The organism is Micromonospora alfalfae (genome assembly GCF_022230925.1).
GTDB classification, from domain to species: domain Bacteria; phylum Actinomycetota; class Actinomycetes; order Mycobacteriales; family Micromonosporaceae; genus Micromonospora; species Micromonospora alfalfae.
Genome location: NZ_JAKKFH010000020.1, coordinates 42,079 through 59,673, shown reverse-complemented (window position 1 = coordinate 59,673; position 17,595 = coordinate 42,079). Strand labels below are relative to the sequence as shown.

18 protein-coding genes are annotated in these 17,595 nt (G+C 72.5%); 13 read left to right on the top strand and 5 right to left on the bottom strand.

All coding sequences use genetic code 11. From position 1 onward, the window contains the following. From MED01_RS17285 to MED01_RS17270, 4 genes are all read left to right on the top strand, one after another. Window positions 1–809: SGNH/GDSL hydrolase family protein (locus MED01_RS17285; RefSeq protein WP_238669606.1), on the top strand; the 809-nt coding region annotated here is incomplete at its 5' end. A gap of 100 nt (window positions 810–909) precedes the next feature. After that, on the top strand, window positions 910–1,326 hold the full coding sequence (locus MED01_RS17280; protein ID WP_238669605.1) for a YchJ family protein: 417 nt from the start codon (window positions 910–912) through the stop codon (window positions 1,324–1,326). A gap of 188 nt (window positions 1,327–1,514) precedes the next feature. Further along, the gene (locus MED01_RS17275; protein WP_238669604.1) at window positions 1,515–2,240 is read left to right on the top strand and encodes a hypothetical protein; all 726 of its coding nucleotides are present in this window, start codon (window positions 1,515–1,517) and stop codon (window positions 2,238–2,240) included. Next, a complete protein-coding gene (locus MED01_RS17270) occupies window positions 2,237–2,623 on the top strand; it encodes a VOC family protein (protein WP_238669603.1) in 387 nt (128 codons plus the stop codon). Before MED01_RS17275 ends, MED01_RS17270 begins: the two co-directional genes overlap by 4 nt. A gap of 46 nt (window positions 2,624–2,669) precedes the next feature. On the opposite strand, the gene MED01_RS17265 is transcribed toward MED01_RS17270, so the two are convergent. Together MED01_RS17265 and MED01_RS17260 are read right to left on the bottom strand one after the other, a co-directional pair. Continuing rightward, complete coding sequence (locus MED01_RS17265) at window positions 2,670–3,998, bottom strand: MFS transporter (RefSeq protein WP_238669602.1); 1,329 nt, start codon at window positions 3,996–3,998, stop codon at window positions 2,670–2,672. Window positions 3,999–4,245: 247 nt separating this feature from the next. After that, entirely contained in the window at window positions 4,246–5,358 is a 1,113-nt protein-coding gene (locus MED01_RS17260) for a mechanosensitive ion channel family protein (protein ID WP_238669601.1), read from the bottom strand. Window positions 5,359–5,569: 211 nt separating this feature from the next. Here MED01_RS17260 and MED01_RS17255 point away from each other — a divergent pair, with 211 nt between their 5' ends. The 4 genes from MED01_RS17255 (at window position 5,570) to MED01_RS17240 (ending at window position 9,914) form a co-directional block, all read left to right on the top strand. Continuing rightward, window positions 5,570–6,679 carry a peptidoglycan recognition protein family protein gene (locus MED01_RS17255; RefSeq protein ID WP_238669600.1) on the top strand — a complete coding sequence of 370 codons (1,110 nt, stop codon included), beginning with the start codon at window positions 5,570–5,572 and terminating at the stop codon, window positions 6,677–6,679. 88 nt (window positions 6,680–6,767) lie between these two features. Continuing rightward, window positions 6,768–8,342 (top strand): FMN-binding glutamate synthase family protein, encoded by a 1,575-nt coding sequence (locus MED01_RS17250; RefSeq protein ID WP_238669599.1) that lies wholly within the window; start codon window positions 6,768–6,770, stop codon window positions 8,340–8,342. Between the two features lie 454 nt (window positions 8,343–8,796). After that, a complete protein-coding gene (locus MED01_RS17245; protein ID WP_238669598.1) occupies window positions 8,797–9,321 on the top strand; it encodes a GNAT family N-acetyltransferase in 525 nt (174 codons plus the stop codon). An 11-nt stretch (window positions 9,322–9,332) separates the two neighbouring features. Then, window positions 9,333–9,914, top strand: a complete 582-nt coding sequence (locus tag MED01_RS17240) for a GNAT family N-acetyltransferase (RefSeq protein ID WP_238669597.1) — start codon at window positions 9,333–9,335, stop codon at window positions 9,912–9,914. Here MED01_RS17240 and MED01_RS17235 read toward each other — a convergent pair. Further along, the gene (locus tag MED01_RS17235) at window positions 9,806–10,783 is read right to left on the bottom strand and encodes a helix-turn-helix transcriptional regulator (RefSeq protein WP_238669596.1); all 978 of its coding nucleotides are present in this window, start codon (window positions 10,781–10,783) and stop codon (window positions 9,806–9,808) included. The two genes, MED01_RS17240 and MED01_RS17235, sit on opposite strands and share 109 nt — an antisense overlap. A 61-nt stretch (window positions 10,784–10,844) precedes the next feature. On the opposite strand from MED01_RS17235, the gene MED01_RS17230 reads away from it, so the two are divergent. The 3 genes from MED01_RS17230 to MED01_RS17220 all read left to right on the top strand — a co-directional run bounded on the left by MED01_RS17230 (window position 10,845) and on the right by MED01_RS17220 (window position 13,047). Continuing rightward, complete coding sequence (locus MED01_RS17230; protein ID WP_238669595.1) at window positions 10,845–11,315, top strand: VOC family protein; 471 nt, start codon at window positions 10,845–10,847, stop codon at window positions 11,313–11,315. Between the two features lie 56 nt (window positions 11,316–11,371). Then, window positions 11,372–12,559 carry a DNA polymerase IV gene (dinB, locus tag MED01_RS17225; protein WP_238669594.1) on the top strand — a complete coding sequence of 396 codons (1,188 nt, stop codon included), beginning with the start codon at window positions 11,372–11,374 and terminating at the stop codon, window positions 12,557–12,559. Window positions 12,560–12,681: 122 nt separating this feature from the next. Beyond that, on the top strand, window positions 12,682–13,047 hold the full coding sequence (locus tag MED01_RS17220; RefSeq protein ID WP_238669593.1) for a hypothetical protein: 366 nt from the start codon (window positions 12,682–12,684) through the stop codon (window positions 13,045–13,047). A gap of 104 nt (window positions 13,048–13,151) precedes the next feature. Here the strand turns inward: MED01_RS17220 and MED01_RS17215 are convergent, their stop codons facing one another. Then, window positions 13,152–14,561 carry a nitrilase-related carbon-nitrogen hydrolase gene (locus MED01_RS17215; RefSeq protein ID WP_238669592.1) on the bottom strand — a complete coding sequence of 470 codons (1,410 nt, stop codon included), beginning with the start codon at window positions 14,559–14,561 and terminating at the stop codon, window positions 13,152–13,154. Between the two features lie 109 nt (window positions 14,562–14,670). On the opposite strand from MED01_RS17215, the gene MED01_RS17210 reads away from it, so the two are divergent. Continuing rightward, entirely contained in the window at window positions 14,671–15,789 is a 1,119-nt protein-coding gene (locus MED01_RS17210; protein WP_238669591.1) for a sensor histidine kinase, read from the top strand. Then, entirely contained in the window at window positions 15,789–16,442 is a 654-nt protein-coding gene (locus MED01_RS17205; protein ID WP_238669590.1) for a response regulator, read from the top strand. Before MED01_RS17210 ends, MED01_RS17205 begins: the two co-directional genes overlap by 1 nt. Before the next feature lie 56 nt (window positions 16,443–16,498). On the opposite strand, the gene MED01_RS17200 is transcribed toward MED01_RS17205, so the two are convergent. Beyond that, window positions 16,499–17,455 carry an SDR family oxidoreductase gene (locus MED01_RS17200; RefSeq protein WP_238669589.1) on the bottom strand — a complete coding sequence of 319 codons (957 nt, stop codon included), beginning with the start codon at window positions 17,453–17,455 and terminating at the stop codon, window positions 16,499–16,501. Window positions 17,456–17,595 lie beyond the last annotated feature (140 nt).

Here is a 17,595-nt window from a genome sequence, read left to right as displayed (position 1 = left end):
GGGGGTGTGGGGGTTTCGGGCGGGCTAACCTCGCGCGGGTGATGTGGCAGCGGTACGTGGCGATCGGCGACAGCACCACCGAAGGGCTCGACGACCCGGACGGCGTCGGCGGCTACCGGGGCTGGGCCGACCGGTTCGCCCTGGCGGTGGCCCGCGCCCAGGGCGGTCTGGAATACGCGAACCTGGCCATCCGGGGCCGGACCACAGCGCTGATCCGGGCCGAGCAGCTCCAGCCCGCCCTCGACCTGGCCCCCGACCTGGCCACCGTGGTCGCCGGCATGAACGACGTGCTGCGCCCCTCCTTCGACGCGGACCAGGTCGCCGGGGATGTCGCGGCGATGCAGCAGGCACTGGTCGAGCAGGGGGCGACAGTGCTGACCTTCACGATGCCGGATCCGGCGCCCGTGATGCCGTTGGCCCGGCCGCTGCGTGGTCGCATGCTGGCGCTCAACGAGGCGCTGCGGGCCGCCACCGCACGGACCGGCGCCACGCTCCTCGACCTGGGGGCCCACCCGGTCTCCTCCGATCCCCGGCTGTGGAGCGACGACCGGCTGCACGCCAACAGCGCCGGGCACGAGCGCATCGCCGCCGCACTGGCGTACACGGCGGGTCTGCCCGGGTTCGACGACTCCTGGACACGGCCGTTGCCGCCGGCACCCCGGCGGCGCCGCGGCGAGGTGTTCGGCGCCGAGCTGGCCTGGACCCGCCGGCACCTGCTGCCCTGGCTGGCCCGGCACCTGCGGGGCCAGTCGTCGGGCGACGACCGGGTGGCAAAGCGGCCGGTGCCGCTGCCGGTGCCGCTGGACTAGGCCCTGCGGTGACAGTCGTCGGTCGAGCCGAGGCAGGCTCCACGGCGGCCGGCCAGGGGCTCTGACGCAGGCCCTGGAGCGGGTGCGGCAGGATGGCAACGTGGGTAAGGGTGCGGGACGTTGGCGGGCGAACGCGACGACGGGACGGGTGTGCCCGTGCGGTTCCGGTCGGGCGTACACGGACTGCTGCGCGCCGGCGCACGGCGGCGACGCCCCGGCGACGGCCGAGGCGTTGATGCGCTCCCGGTTCAGCGCCTTCGCCCTCGGCGACTCCGGTTACCTGCTGCACAGCTGGCACTCCTCGACCCGGCCCGCCTCCCTGGAGCTCGACCCGGGGCAGCGGTGGACCCGACTGGAGATCGTGGAGACCGAGCGGGGCGGCCTGCTCGACACCGCCGGCACGGTGACCTTCCACGCCCACTACCGGGACGCGGGCCGGCCCGGCACGTTGACCGAACACAGCCGGTTCGTCCGCGAGGACGGCAGGTGGGTCTACCTCGACGGTGACCAACCCTGACGGCTGTTCGGGCATAGGATGACGTCGGCGTAGTCCTGCGCCGCACCTCCCTCCCGGCGCTCACGCCGTCGGCAACGCGGAGGCAGAGGGGGCCTTGAGCCCTCGGGACGTGGTGCCACATGCCCCACTCCGGCGGGGTCGGCGGGAGCGTGGGTCCCGGTGACCGTGCCGTTGACCGGGAGCATGTGATGACCACCCAGAGATCGTTCAAGGCCCGGGTCCGGGCCCGGATGGAGAAGACCGGCGAGAGCTACACCACCGCCCGTCGGCATCTGATCAAGCGGACCGTGGAGCCGGCGTCCACCGCCGCGTCCCCGCCAGCACCCACCGGACCGCCCGTCGCGGCGGCCGCGGCGCAGACCGAGCGGATCGCCGACGACCTGATCCGCGCCCGGACCGGCCGCGGCTGGGACGAGTGGTTCGCGGTGCTCGACGCCGCGTCCGCCACCGAGTGGACGCACACCCGGATCGCCCGTCACCTGGCCACCGAACACGAGGTGCCGGGCTGGTGGGCGCAGACCGTCACCGTCGGGTACGAGCAGGCACGCGGACTGCGCGCGCCGGGTCAACGACGCGGCGGCGGCTTCGAGGCCAGCGCGAGCCGGACGGTGGCAGTGCCGGCGCTGCGCTTGTTCGAGGCGTTCGCCGACGAGACGGCACGCGCCCGCTGGCTGCCCGACGTCGACGTGCGCGTCCGCACCGCCACCGCGCCGCGCAGCTTCCGGGCCGACTGGGCCGGCGGCCCCACCAGGATCGTCGTCGGTATCGACGCTGTCGGCGAGTCAAAGGCCCGGGTCAACGTCCTGCACGAGAAGCTGATCGGAACGGAGCAGGCCGCGGAGTTGAAGGCGTACTGGCGGGACCGGCTCACCGCGCTGAAGGTGTTGCTCGAAACGGACGGAGACCACCGATGACAATGACATTCATCAACCTGCCGGTGCGCGACCTGACCACCGCCACCGAGTTCTACCGGGCGATCGGCTTCACCAGCGACCAGGCCGGGCCGGACGGCGACAGCACGGTGCTCACCATCTCCGACACCACCCGGCTGGTGCTGCACCTGCGCTCGGGCTTCGAGGCGTACACCGGGGTCGCCACGCCGGACACGGCGACCAGCCGGGAGGTCATCATCGGGCTGTCGGCGTCGAGCCGAGGGCAGGTCGACGAACTGGTCGACCAGGCGGCCGTCGCGGGTGGGGAGTCGCTCGGGCCGGGGATGGCCAACGGCCCGATGTACATGCGCGGCTTCCGCGACCTCGACGGCCACCAGTGGTCGTTCCTGCACATGGCCGGCTGACAGTGCGGCCCGGCGGCGGCCCGAGGAGGCCGCCGCCGGGCCCCGGTCAGTCCGGCACCGCCGCGGCCACGCCGACGGGCACCGCCGTCCGGCGGCGGTGGGTCAGCAGTACCAGCGCCACCACGAGGTACGCCCCGGCGGTCAGCGCGAACGCCACAGCGTTGCCGGCCGCCGTGGCGAGCAGACCGTAGCCGGCGTACGTCACGATGATCAGCACGTCGGTGGCCATCCCGGCCAACGAGGTGACTGTGGCGCGGGTGGTGCCGGTGATCCGGGCCTGGAGCCGCGCGTCGGCCAGCACTGTGGCCAACTGCGCGGCCCCGAAGGCCACCGCGAGCAGCACGAACCCCGCCGGGTGCCGGAGCAGGGCCCCTGCGGCCAGCGCGACGCCGACCAGCCCCAGCAGTGCGGCGTAGCCTCGGCTGCCCAGCCGCTCCCCCGCCGGGGCGAGCAGCCCACCGACCGTCACTCCGGCCCAGAGCAGCAGGAGCAGCAGCGGTACGGCCCGCGCGTCGACGCCGGTGTCCAGTGCGAGCAGCGGGGTGTACTCGTCCAGGGCACCCCAGTCGGCGGCGACAACGGCCACCAGCAGCACGGCGGCCCGTACCGGCGGGCGGGTGCGGACCTGTGACACTCCGGCCCGCAGCGTGTCCCACCACCCCAGGTCCCCATCGTCGTCCGGGCTCGCGGGCGCGACGGTGTCCGGCTCGTGCGGTCCCGGGGGTGCGGCACCCACCGGCCGGGCGGCCATCGCCGGCTCGGCGACCGGGACGGCCGCGGCGGTCGGCGTGCGGTGCTCCGGGAAGCGGGTCGCGACGATCGTGGCGAGCAGGCAGGCGAGCACGCTGGCCGCGCCGACCACCGGGTACCCGCCGACGGCGAGCACCGGGCCGGCGAGCACTCCGGAGACCACAACGCCCAGCACACCCGCCGTCCGCGCCCGCCCGAGCACCCGCGCGTACCGGCCGACAGCGCCGAGCCGGTCCAACTCGGTCCAGACCAACGCCTCCAGCGCACCGGAGACCAGTGCGCCACCGGCGCCCCAGAGCAGGAAACCGACAGCGAAGGCCGGGTACGACGGCAGCAGCACCCAGAGCGCGAAACCCGCGGCGGCCGCCAGCGGGGCGAGGCACAGCAGCAGCCGGCGGGACAGCACGTCGGCCCAGGCGCCGGAGGGCACCTCGAACAGGATGCCGGCGGCGGACCAGATGACGAAGAGCGACGCGATCTGCCCCACCGACAGCCCGGTGTCGGCGAACAACACCACGTACAGCGGATAGAGCAGGACGAGGTCACTGAGGAACGAGTACCCGTAGAGGGTCGCCGTCAGCCGACGGACCGCCGGCTCGGGCACGCGCGAGTCGATGCGGGTCATGGGGCCTTCCCGTGAGAGTGGAGACGGACACCGGACGTTCGGTGCCCGTGGTGGTCCACGGGATCGGCCGACGCTGCTGGATCAATGTCGCCAGGTCATGGCCGCGATGCTAGACAACCGGCGCGGCTACGGCCAGCGCTTTCGGTGTGCCGGGCAACGCGAACCGCGCCGGCTGGGCGAGGCGGAGTGGCCAACGAGAGGCGGGGCGGGATCAGATCGATCCCGCCCCGCCGCCGTACCGCTGGTGTCAGCGCCTGTCGACCGGCGGAATGACAGTGGTGGTCTCACCGTCGTCGCTGGTGCGCTGCCCGGGCACCGCGCGATCGGTGCCGCCCGTGACCACCTGGGTGGCGTCGGGGTCGACGCCGGCGCCCACCACCTGCGTGGTGTCCGAATCGGCCGAGCCGCTGACCACCTGGGTCGTGTCGTCGGTAGCGGAGGGCCGGGCCGGCATCGGCGTCACGTCGTCGACGGCGCTGCGATCGACCGCCTGGGTGGCGTCGGAGCTGACCGGGAAGTGGACGACCTGGGTGGCCTCCGGGTCGGTGGGCCGGGTCACCACCTGGGTGGCGTCGGCGGCGGCCGGCCGGGGCACCACCTGGGTGGCCTCCGCGCCGCTGGTGGTGGCCGACCGGCGAGCCAGCTCGGCCTCGGCGTCGCGGCGACCGGCCCGGTACGCCTGGGCGTGCTCGGCGATCACCTGCGACTCCTGCTCGGCGCGGGTCAGCCACGACTCCCAACGACTCTGCATCGGACGGATCAGACCGCCGCCGACACCGACGACGAGGATGCCGCCGATCGTGGCCAGCACGGCGATCAGCACGGGAGTGGTGACCGCTGTGGCCACGCCGATCTGGTTGAGCGCGGCGATGACGCCGAGGCCGAGGATGAACACCGAGGCGATGGTGGCCAGCACCCGGCCGTACGACAGGCCGCCGAGCGCGCCGCTGATGATGTCCTTGACCGCGTTGGCGATGGCGGCGGCGACCACGACGATGACGATCGCGACGAAGGCGCGGGGCAGCCACGCGATCACCGCGCCGAGCAGGTCGGAGATCGGGTTCGGCCCCCAGATGCCGAAGGCGAGCTGAAGGGTGAACAGCAGCACCGCGTAGTAGACGAGCTTCGCGACGATGTCACTGGCGTCGTACCGGGAGCGGCTCAACGCGCGGCGGATGCCGCCGCGTTCGACGGCGCGGTCGAAGCCCACCCGTTCGAGGACCTTCTCCACGATCTTCAGTGCGGCCTTGGCGATCAGCCATCCGGCCACCAGGATCGCCAGGAAGGCGACGGCCTTGGGCAGGAAGAGCATCACCGAGCGGAGAGCCTCGCCCACCGCGTCGCTGACGTTGTCACTCATCTGGTCATTCCTTAAATGTGGCAGCCGGAACGGTCAGTCCCGACCTACCCCCGACCCGACGCGCGGAAACGCCGACCAGGCAGGACCGCCCCTCTGGCGCGGGGACGAGTCTTGGCAATATTCTCCGGAGTAAGTGCGGCCACTGGAGCTACTTTTCATCCCCCCGCCGTCGGCCGCAGGAGGAGACGCAATGCACGTCGACCATTCCGAAGTGGATCGCCGGACGCTGCTGCGGGCCGGTCTCGGCGCCGCCACTGTCGCCGTCGTCGGGAGCGAACTCGCCTTCCCGGGCGCGGCACAGGCCGCGCCGGGCGCCGACCTGGACTGGATCATCAGCTGTGACGAGTGGGCCGCCCGCCCACCGAAGGACCCGCTGTCGGTGAGCGCCATCGCCACCAACAAGATCATCGTGCACCACATGGCATTCCCGAACGTCACCGACTACTCCCGCGAGCAGGCGGTCAAGCTGGCCCACGACTGCCAGGACCTGCATATGGACGGCAACGGCTGGTCGGACACCGGCCAGCACTTCACAGTGAGCCGTGGCGGGTACGTGCTGGAGGGTCGCCGGGGCAGCCTGGAGCGCCTGGAAGCCGGCGACCGGCAGATGATCTCGGCGCACTGTCCGGGTGAGAACGGCAGGGCCATCGGCATCGAGAACGAGGGCACCTACGTCACCGAGACGCCACCCGAGGCGTTGACCGACTCGCTGGTCAAGCTCTGCGTCGCGATCTGCCGGCAGTACGGGCTGCACGCACACGACATCTTCGGCCACTGGGACTTCCGCACCACCGAGTGCCCGGGCGCGGCCTTCTACCGGCAGTTCCCCGAGCTGCGGCGGCGGGTGCACGCCGCCCTCGGCACCAAGCTCGGTGACGTGCCGGCACGCCGCTGGCCGGATCTGTGGCGTTTCGTCAACTCCCCCTCGGTTCGCGTGGTGCAGCACCTGCTCGCCTACCGGGGCTACCCGGTGACCGTCAGCGGCACGTTCGACGCCGCGACCGTCGCGGCGGTGCAGGACTGGCAGGCCCGCAACGGCATCGCGGTGGACGTGGACGCCACACTCACCACGCCGACCTGGGAGACGCTGGCGCCGGAGCTGGACCAGCACGCCGCCGGGGCGCCGGTCACGGCCGTGCAGGAAATCCTCGCCACCAAGGGGTACGCGGTCACCGTCACCGGGGCGTACGACCACGCCACCCGGAGGGCGGTGCAGGACCTTCAGGCGCTGCACGGTCTGCCCCGCAACGGCAAACTCAGCACGAGCACGTGGTGCACTGTCGTCGGCGGATCGGTCCGCGAGTCGTTCCGGCACCACTGAGCGCGGGGTGGCGGTGCGGGCCGCACCCGCACCGCCACCAGCCAGCTCACCGGTTTGATCCGCCGCCCGGGCGGAAAGAGTCCCGGGCATGACCTGGGCCCGTCGAGCCGTACCCGCTGTCGCCGCCGCCGTCGCGGCCCTCGCCGCGCGGGACCTGATCCAGCGCGACCACGCGCTGCTGCGCAACTTTCCGGTCCTCGGCCGGGCCCGCTACCTGTTGGAGACGATCGGGCCGGAGCTACGGCAGTACATCGTGGCCGGTAACAACGAGGAGCGGCCGTTCACCCGCGACCAGCGCCGCTGGGTGTACGCGTCGGCCAAACAGGAGAACAACTACTTCGGTTTCGGCACTGACAACGACATCGAGTACACCCCCGGGTACCCGATCATCAAGCACCGCACGTTCGGCCGTGCCGTGCCGCCGTCGTCACCGACAGCCGGGCACGACGTGCGGTTGCCCTGCGCGAAGGTGCTCGGAGCGGCACGGGGACGCGCCCGGGCGTTCCGACCGGAGTCGGTGGTCAACATCTCCGGGATGAGCTTCGGCTCGCTCTCCGGCAATGCCATCTCCGCGCTCAACAGGGGGGCGGCGCTCGCCGGCTGCCTGCAGAACACCGGCGAGGGCGGCCTGTCGCCGTACCACCGCAACGGCGGTGAGCTGGTCTTCCAACTCGGCACCGCGTACTTCGGCTGCCGCGACCAGCACGGCCGGTTCAGCCTCGACCGGCTGAAGGACCTGGTCGCAGGCGCACCGGTGCGGGCGCTGGAGATCAAGCTGAGCCAGGGCGCCAAGCCAAGCCTCGGTGGGCTGCTGCCCGGGGCGAAGGTGTCCGCCGAGATCGCCGCCACCCGGGGCATCCCGGCCGGTCAGGACTGCGTCAGCCCATCCCGGCACGCCGAGTTCTCCGACTGCGACAGCCTGCTCGACTGGGTGGAGTTGCTGGCCGCCGAGACGGGTCTGCCGGTCGGCATCAAGTCGGCGGTCGGTGACCTGAGCTTCTGGCAGGAGTTGGCCACCCTGATGCGGGACACCGGCAGGGGTGTGGACTTCGTGACGATCGACGGCGGCGAAGGTGGCACCGGGGCCGCACCACTGATCTTCACCGACTCCGTGTCGCTCCCGTTCCAGCAGGGCTTCTCCCGGGTCTACAAGATCTTCGCCGAGCGGGATCTGCACGAACAGGTGGTCTTCGTCGGCGGCGGCAAGCTCGGCTTGCCGGACAACGCCATAGTGGCGTTCGCGCTCGGCTGCGACATGGTCAACGTCGGTCGGGAGGCGATGCTCGCGATCGGCTGCATCCAGGCGCAGAAGTGCCACACCGACACCTGCCCCACCGGCGTCGCCACCCAGAACGCGTGGCTCGCCCGGGGCCTGGACCCGACGTCGAAGTCGGTCCGGGCGGCCAACTACCTGCGGACGCTGCGCCGGGACCTGACCAAGGTCGCCGAGGCCTGCGGCGTCGAACACCCCGGCCTGATCGGCACCGACGCCGTGGAGATCCTGGACGGCCGCACCGGCTCCACCCCACTGCACCAGGTGTACGGCTACCGACCGGAATGGGGACTGCCCTCGCCCGCCGACCAGGCGGAGATCATCCGGCTGATGGTCCCGGAGGCACCCCAGGGCGGCAGCGCCCCGCCCTCCGCCACTGCCGTCGGCTGAGATGGCGCCCGACCCGACCCGACCCGACCCGGGCTGTGCCGAGCCGAGCCGGACCTGGCCGGACCGGACCTGGCCGGACCGGACCTGGCCGCTGACCCGCCCCCGCCCCGGCCTCCGACCGGACCTGGACTCCGACCCGCCGGCCTACGACCCCGCTGATCTCGGGCCGGGAGCCCTATTCGCTCATTCGTGCGATGCCTGTGAGTCATCAATATGACTGACAGTCATCGCCCGTTTCCGCGACATGCCCTCCAACTGCCGTCGGTTCGGCAACAGCCCCGGCGAGGCGACCGACCGGCCCGCGCCAACCCGGCCGAGCACAGCGCCGAACCGCGGACGTCCAGATGATCGGCGCCACGGGCGCCACGGGTCGGCGGGCCGGGGACGTCGCGTCGTCGGCATTCGACGGGATAACGCGTGGAGCCGCTGCCGAGGGCACCCGTATGGTGGCGCGGTGCTGATCAGACGCGAGACACCCGCCGACGTCGACGCCGTTCGGGCGGTGCACTGCGCAGCCTTCGCCAAGGCCGATGGCGGTGACGGCGTACCGGTCGAGGCGACCCTTGTCGACGCGCTGCGCGCCGACGAGGGCTGGCTGCCCGCGTACTCCCTGGTAGCGACCGATGTGGACGGCCGGGTGGTCGGGCATGTGGTGGCCACCCGCGGCCGAGTGGACGGTGCGCCGGTGGCGTTGGGCCTGGGGCCGCTGGGCGTGTTGCCGGACCGGCAGCGGAGCGGTGTGGGCAGCGCGTTGATGCACGCGGTGCTCGGCGCGGCCGACGCACGGGACGAACCGCTGGTGGTCCTGCTCGGGCATCCCGACTACTACCCGCGCTTCGGGTTCCGGCCGGCCGTCGAGCTGGGCGTCACCCCGCCCCAGCCGTGGGGGCCGCAGTACTTCATGGCGCGACAGTCGCACGCCTGGCGCGAGTCGATCCGCGGCGAGTTCCGCTACGCCAGCCCGTTCGACGACCTGTGAACCGACAGGCTGTGCGTCGACGACGCGCCACCGACCTGGACGGCTGCGTCGCGGCGCTCGCCGAGGTTCACCGGGTCGACGGGTACCCACTGAACTGGCCCGCCGACCCGCACCGCTGGCTGCGCGAGCCGCACCCGGCGCGAGCCTGGGTCGCCGTCGACGCCGACGCGGCCGTTGTCGGACACGTCGCGGTGCATCGGATCCCCGATCAGGTGGACGGCCCGCCCGGCCGGCCGACAGCCGAGGTGGCTCGTCTCTTCGTCGCGCCGAGAGCCCGTGGGTTGGCGCTGGGCAGCGCGCTGCTGGAACGGGCCCGCCAGTGGGCGGACAAACGCGCAACGGACCTGGTGCTGGAGTTGGCCGCCGGTGGCACCGCGGCCGCCGCGCTGTACGAGCGCGCAGGGTGGCTGTGGGTCGGCACCAGCACGGCACCATGGACCGCTCCCGACGGCAGCCCGGTGTCGCTGCGCCACTACACGCTGCGTCACCGCGCGCCGGGCTCCGAGGTCGCGCCGGCCAGCCCCGCGAGGCGACGGGCCAGCCGGCCTGCGGCCTCGCGCAGCCCGGGAGGCTCCAACACCTCCATCTCGTGATCCAGGCGGGCGAGGTGCGCGGCGAGCCAGTCCAGGCTGTCGCCGCCGACGACCAGCACTGACCAACCGTCGCGGTCTTCCTCGACCCGCCCCACCTGTGCTGGGATAACCTCCCGCAACCGCTCCGGTCGGGCGTGCACCCGCACCCGGGCGAGGTACCGGTACGGCGCCCCGGTCACGGAACGCTGCACGAAGGAAACCGGATCCGGGTGGTCGCGCGCGGGGAAACGCCAGGTCGTCGCCACCGCAGCCCGCATCCGGTCCAGTCGGAACGTCCGCCAGTCGGCGCGGTCTGCGTCCCAGGCCATCAGATACCAACGGCGGCCGGTGGTGACCATCCGGATCGGCTCGACAGTCCGTTCCTGCTCACCAACGTCCCGGCCGGGATAGTGGAACCGAACGCGGACCCCGTCCCGACAGGCCCGGGCGAGTGTCACCAGCAGTTCCGCGTCAATCTCGGCGACCGGACCGATGAGGGTGTCGGTGGAGCCGTGCACCGCCCGCACCTCGGCGCGGAGCCGCGACGGCATCACCTGGTCGAGCTTCGCGAGTGCCCGCAGCGCCGCCTCGCTCGCACCGGCGATCGTGCCCCCGGAGGCCAGCCGCAGCGACACCGCCGTGGCGATCGCCTCCTCGTCGTCGAGGAGCAACGGCGGCAGCCGGGTGCCCGCACCGAGTCGATAGCCGCCGCCGACGCCCGACACCGCGTGCACCGGGTAGCCGAGCGCCCGCAGACGCTGCACGTCGCGGCGCACGCAACGGCCGGTGACCCCCAGCTCGGCGGCGAGTTCGGCAGCCGTCCAGGACAGCCGTCGTTGCAGCAGCGCCAGCAGGCGCAGCACCCGCTCGGTCGTCGCCTCGACTGTCACGCGTCGATCGTTTCACGGATAGCGGAACAACCCTGTCCGCTATCCGCGAGAGGCTGAGATCATGACCGACCAGAACAGGAAGCAGGGATCCGCCGTGACCCGCGACGTCCAGATCACGTTCGACTGCGCCGACCCGGCGAGGTTGGCCACGTTCTGGGCCGAGACGCTCGGCTACCAGGTGCAGGCACCACCCGGAGACTTCGAGTCCTGGGACCAGGCGCTGGAGGCGATGGGTGTGCCGCCGGAGAAGCGCAACGACGCGTCGGCGGTGGTCGACCCCGAGGGCTCGCGGCCACGGCTGTTCTTTCAGCGGGTGCCGGAGCACAAGCAGGTGAAGAACCGCGTCCACCTCGACGTACGCGCGGCCCCCGGACTGGAGGGTGAGGAGCGGATGGCGGCCCTGGAGGCGGAGGCCGAACGGCTCGTCTCGCACGGCGCCAAGCGGCTCAGTCGGCACGAGCCCACTCCCCCGTTGGGCGCCGGTCATCTCATCATGGCCGACCCCGAGGGCAACGAGTTCTGCCTCGACTGACCGACGTTCGCCCAGCTCACTGCCGCACCAGCCGGACGCCATGCGAACATGTGTACGTGTCGCCCGGCGCCAGCATCCTGCACGCCGACCTGGACGCGTTCTACGCGTCGGTCGAGCAGCGTGACGACCCGCGTCTGCGGGGGCGGCCGGTGATCGTCGGTGGCGGCGTGGTGCTCGCGGCCAGCTACGAGGCGAAGGCGCGGGGCGTCCGCAGCGCGATGGGCGGCCAGCAGGCGCGGAGGCTGTGCCCGGACGCGATCGTCGTGCCGCCTCGGATGTCGGCGTACACGGCGGCGAGCCGCGCGGTCTTCGAGATCTTCCGGCAGACCACACCGCTGGTCGAGGGGCTCTCCATCGACGAGGCGTTCCTCGACGTGGGTGGTCTACGGCGGCTGGTCGGGCCACCGGCCGAGATCGCCGAGCGACTGCGCCGGGAGGTCCGCGACCGGGTCCACCTGCCGATCACGGTGGGGGTGGCCCGCACGAAGTTCCTGGCCAAGGTGGCAAGCGGCGTGGCGAAACCGGACGGCCTGCTGGTGGTCGCACCGGACGCCGAGCTGGCGTTCCTGCACCCGCTGCCGGTGGAACGGCTCTGGGGCGTCGGCCCGGTCACGGCCGCGAAGCTGCGCGAACGCCGGATCCGTACCGTCGGGGAGGTGGCCCGCCTCGGTGAGGCGGCGCTGGTGTCGCTGCTCGGTGCGGGCGCCGGCCGGCACCTGCACGCGCTGGCGCACAATCGCGACCCCCGGGCGGTGCAGGTGGGGCGGCGGCGCGGTTCGATGGGCGCGCAACACGCGCTGAGTCGCACCCCGCACGCCTCGACGGAACTGGACGCCATCCTCGCCGGCCTGGTCGACCGGGTCAGCCGGCGGATGCGGACGGCCGGGCGGTCCGGCCGCACCGTGGTGTTGCGGCTGCGCTTCGGCGACTACACCCGGGCGACCCGCTCACACACGGTGGGTAAGGCGACGGCGGAGACGACGCCACTGCTCGCCGCCGCGCGTGCGCTGCTAGGCGCCGCGCTGCCCGAGATCGATCGGCGTGGCATCACCCTGATCGGTGTCTCAGTGGGCAACCTCGACGACAACCCGGTCCAGCCTGAGCTGCCGTTCCAGCCGGACTCCGGGTCCCATCTGGACGCTGCGGTCGACGCGGTCCGCGACCGGTTCGGATCAACGGCGCTCACGCGGGCGGTGTTGCTCGGCCGGGAGCCGGGCGTGGAGATGCCGCTTCTGCCGGACTGACCGATAAGCGTGCGGCGTCCTCGGCCGAGCTGCGATCAGAGACACATCACAGCAGGTCGGCGGTTTAGCCGGCGGCTGACGGGTGACCCTTGGGGGGTACAGCCTGACGAGGGGGGCCCACCATGTCCGACGACACCAGCAACCGACCGAGTCGCACCGCCGAGCGTCCGCACGACGTGACCGACCCGCTGCTGTGGCAGTTGGCGATCGACGTGCTGAGCGCACACGAGCCGGACGACGAGGGCCAGTGCCGCAACCTCCAGTGCGCCGGGCAGCAGTGGCCGTGCGCGGCCCGCACCGGCGCCGAGCACTCACTGCGGCTGGCCCGCAGCACACCCGCCTCGGTCGAACTGACCGTCGACGGAACAGACGGCGACGACGCCGACACGGACGGGCATCGTGACGCGGCGGTACCGGCCCCCCGCTGGGGCTGGAACGCCGGACCGGTGGCGTCGCACCGAGAGGCGAAGGCCGCCTCCGCGGCGTGACGGGCCACCAACCCCTGCGCTGATCCGCACCGCACAGGCGAACGCTCGGCCGGTTGTCCGGCCGAGCGTTCGGCTGTCGCGGCGGAGCCTGGCAACGATGGACCTCAAGCCCGGTCCGTGGGCCGACCCGGACGCGTTCGCCCACCGGAACCGCTGGTAACCGGCCACCACCGCGCGCCACCCACGGCCAGTACCAGCAGGACCACTGACAACAGCGGAAACCAATCTCCGGTACGCGAATAGACAGTGCCCCACCCCGACGTCGGCGTGGCCAGCAGCAACTGCGCGTCACCGGCGGTGGCCTCACCCACCATCCTGCCGCCGGGGTCGGTGACCGTCAGCCGGCCGAACGCCGCGGCCCGGACCACGACGAGCCCGTTCTCCACGCCCCGGACCAGTGCCATCCGTCCGTGCAGCCAGCCATCGGAGGTGAAGTCCAGGGCGGGGACGAGCAGCACCGAGGCGCCCTGCGCCCGATACCGCCGGACCAGGCCGGGAAAGTCGAGGTCCTTGCAGATCGCGACGCCGAACCGCCCGTCCACGAGCACCTCGTCACCCGGCGTCAGCCAGTCTTCCAGGCCCGGGACGAGATGCTGCTTCTCGTACGTCGCGATGGTCCCGCCCGGTGTGAGCACCAGCGCGACATTGCTCGCCCTGTCGGCCCGTCGCCGCACCGCGCCGACGACGACCTGAGCCTCGGTCTGCTGGAGCGCGGCCACGAGCACCGGCATCGTCGTGTCCGTCACGGCGAACACCTTCTCCGGCAGGACGACGATCCGCGCCCCGCGGGCGACCAGGTTCTCGACCCGCGCGGCGTAACGGGCGAGCAGGTCACGGCCGGGCTGCCCGTCGATCGGGAGCCCGTCCTCGGGCTGCCGCAATGCCACCAGGCCGACGGTCAGCCGCTCGGCCGGGTCGGGCGAACGGCCCAGCGACCAGGCCGACCACCCGCCGGCGCCGAGCAGGAGGACGAGCAGGCAGGTGAGGGCGGGACGAGGGCTTCCGCGCAGGGCGGCGAGGGCGATCGGGACGGCGAGCAGCAGGTAGGTGACGCCCCAGACGCCGGTGAGCGCGGTCAGTTGGATCACCGGGCGGACGTCGGCCTGAGTGTAGGCGAGGCTCCACCAGGCGCCGTTGGGCAGCAGGCGGGACGCGACGTACTCCCCCAGCACCCAGAGCGAGGGCACGGCGAGGACGGCGAGGACTGTTCGTCCGCGCAACAGCAGTGCGCGGGCGAGCAGGACCGTGCCGGTCGCGAGACCGACGCCGAGCAGGACCACACCGACGACCACGGGGACCGGTAGTCGCAGGGTGCCGAGGTAGTAGCCGAGCACGCCGCACTGACCGATCGACCAGGCGAGGGCTGTCGCGCAGAGCGCCGTCCTCGGGCGTACCCGCGTCGAGGCGAGGATCAGCGGGAGCGGGGCGAGCCAGGTCAGCGCGGGGACCGGGTGCAGCCCGGTGCCACCGAACCAGAGCAGGCCACTCAGGAGCGTGGCGAGGATCGTCATCATGTGTCGAGCGTGCGGCGGTGGCGGCCGGGGCGGATCGCCCTGCGAGGCCGGATCGATCTGGTCCCGTGGAGGGAGGCGTCAACGCGCCGGGTCGGACGATACTGCCGACGTGAAGCGGTACGTCAATCTCGCCGTCACCGTGGCCGCCGTCGCCGCGACAGTGCTGCCCGCCCTGGCCGGTGGGCCACGCGAGTGGTGGGTGCTGCCGCTCGCGGTGGCGTCGTCGGTGCCGGTGCTGTGGCGGGACCAGGCGTTGCTCCGGGTCGCCCTCGTGGTGGGCGTCGCCACCACCGTGTCCGCCTCGCTCGGCGCGCCCCCACTGCTGCCGGTCGGACCGCTCGTCTGCCTCTACACGTTCGCGGCGCGGGCCTCAGTGCCGATCCGCCTGCTCGGCATCGTGCTGACCGCCGCCGGCCTGCTGGTCTCGTTGCTGTATCCCCGCCCGGACGTGGAGGTGCTGCGTTACCTGTCGGTCGCCTACCTCTTCGCGTACGCGCTGGGCACCAGCACCCGGGCACGCCGAAGCCAGACCGCGGCCCTCGCCGAACGCGATCGTCGGATCGCCGGTGAACGTGCGGCGGCGGTGCTGCGTGAACGCACCCGGATCGCCCGCGACCTGCACGACATCCTCACCCACGCGGTCGGCGTCATGATCGTCCAGGCGGAGGCGGGTCCCCTCCTGGTCCGTCACCAGCCGGATCGCGCCGATGCCACGTTCGCGACGATCGCCGCCACCGGCAGGGACGCTGTCGTCCAGCTCCGCCGCGCGGTCGGCAGCCTGCACGAACCCACCGACCAGCCACTCGACCAGCCGGGTCTGGACCACCTTCCCGTCCTGGTCGAGCGGGTCCGCGCCACCGGCCTCGATGCCGTGCTCACCGTCTCGCCGTCCGCGGGTGCCGTCGAGCCGCCGCTCGCGCCACCCCCGGACGTCGGGGTGGCCGCCTACCGGATCGTGCAGGAGTCCCTGACCAATGTGGTGCGCCATGCCGGGGCAGGATCGGTTCGCGTCCGACTGGACTACACGGCGAACTCGCTCACCGTGTCGATCACCGACGACGGGCGCGGTCATCGAGCGTCCGACGCCGGCCGGGCCGGGTACGGGATCGTCGGCATGCGCGAGCGCGCCCACGCCTGCGGCGGCACCCTGCACACCGGCCCGACCTCCGACAGCCAGGGCTTCGCGGTGACCGCTGTCCTGCCGCTGTCGACACCGGCGGTGATCTGATGCTGCGTGTCGTGCTCGCCGATGATCAGGACCTGTTCCGGGCCGGGTTCGCCACCATCCTCGGCGCCGAGCCGGACATCGAGGTGGTCGCCGAGGCCCCGGACGGCGCAGCCGCCGTGCGGGCCGCCCGCGAACACCGCCCCGACGTCGTCCTGATGGACATGCGGATGCCCGTCCTGGACGGTGTCGCAGCGACCCGCCAGGTCTGCGCGCTCACCCCGAGCCGGGTCCTCGCCCTGACCATGTTCGACACCGACGACTACCTGTACGCGGCCCTGCGGGCCGGGGCCAGCGGCTTCCTGCTCAAGGACGCTCCCCGAGCCGACCTGGTGAACGCGGTCCGCGTGGTGGCCGCCGGGGACGCGCTGCTCGCTCCCGCCGTCACCGCCCGAGTGATAGGCGAGCTGCACCGGCGCGGCCATCCGGACCCCGCCCGGGCCGCCGCGGTGACTGCCCTGACCGCCCGTGAGACGGACGTGCTGCGCCTGATCGCGGCCGGCCTGTCCAACGCCGAGATCGCCGCCCACCACCACCTCAGCGAGCACACGGTGAAGACCCATGTCGGCAACCTGCTCACCAAACTGCACCTGCGCGACCGCGCCCAGGCGGTGATGATCGCCTACGAGTCGGGTCTGGTGATCCCCGGCCGGTGACGGCGGCGGAGTCAGGCCACGATGCGATGCGCTAGCGCAGGCGGGGCAACCCACGCTCAGCGGAACAGTTCGGCGTTCTCGACCACCCAGTCGTCGACGTCGAGTAGTGGGCGGCCAATGATCTCGTGCACGGCCGGCCGTTGGTCGAGCGTCCACGCGGTGAGTTCGGCGAGCCGCGCCCCGTACTCCTCGAGCGCGTACAGCGTCACGTCGATGCCACTGTCGGGCCAGCCGTCACGCCGCCACCTCGCGCGGCTTTCGTCGGGCGTCACCTCGACGGCGGCGATGTCGCGGCCGATGGCCCTGGCGATGCTCGCCACCCGCGAACGGCTGCTGATCGGCAGACCGACCGCCTCCAGTACGGTGCCGACGTGGTCGTCGACGCGCAGCGCCGCCATCGCGACTGCGGCGAGGTCGTCCTCGTGAATGAAGGGGTAGTGTCCGCCGCCCAGAAACGCCTCCCGTACGACACCATCGCCCCGGATCATCTCCGGCCAGTCCGACCCCGTCGCTGGATAGGTGCCCTCGATCATCGCCCCTAGCACCGCCGACGGGCGGATGTGCGTCCACTGCATGCCCGAGCACTCGGCGGCCCGCTCGATGGCCAACCAGAACCACGTCTCCGGCGGATGCTCCTCTTCGTACTCCGGCCCGTGCGAGGACAGCACGACGACCCGTCGTACACCGGCATCCCGGGCGACCTCCAGGGCATCCGGCACCGTCGTCGGGACGGCTCCGGCGAGAAAGACGCCGTCGACGCCGTCGAAGACCTCGGCGTACTCGATCGGGCGGGTGATGGATCCCTCGACGACCTCGACCCCGTCGGGCCAGTCATCGGCCTGGCCGGGCTCGGCGAGAACCCGCACCCTGTCGCCGGCGCCCAGCAGTTGCCGAGCCAGGCTCCGCCCGACGATCCCGGTGGGGCTGCTGCCCGCATCCTTGCGGGCGTTGACCGCAGTCAACAGGCGCAGCCGAGCGTGCGGTGGATTCGTCGGTCGATTGTGTAGAAGCACGGCAAGACTCCCCAGCATGAAAGCGGAGATCTTGCGCCTCCCGCTGGCCGGGAGGGTGCGGACCCTGAGGCCGCCAACATTACCAGCGCCCGCACCAGTTGACCGGGAGCCACCTCGCGCAGGCGAGGGGCGCCAGCCTC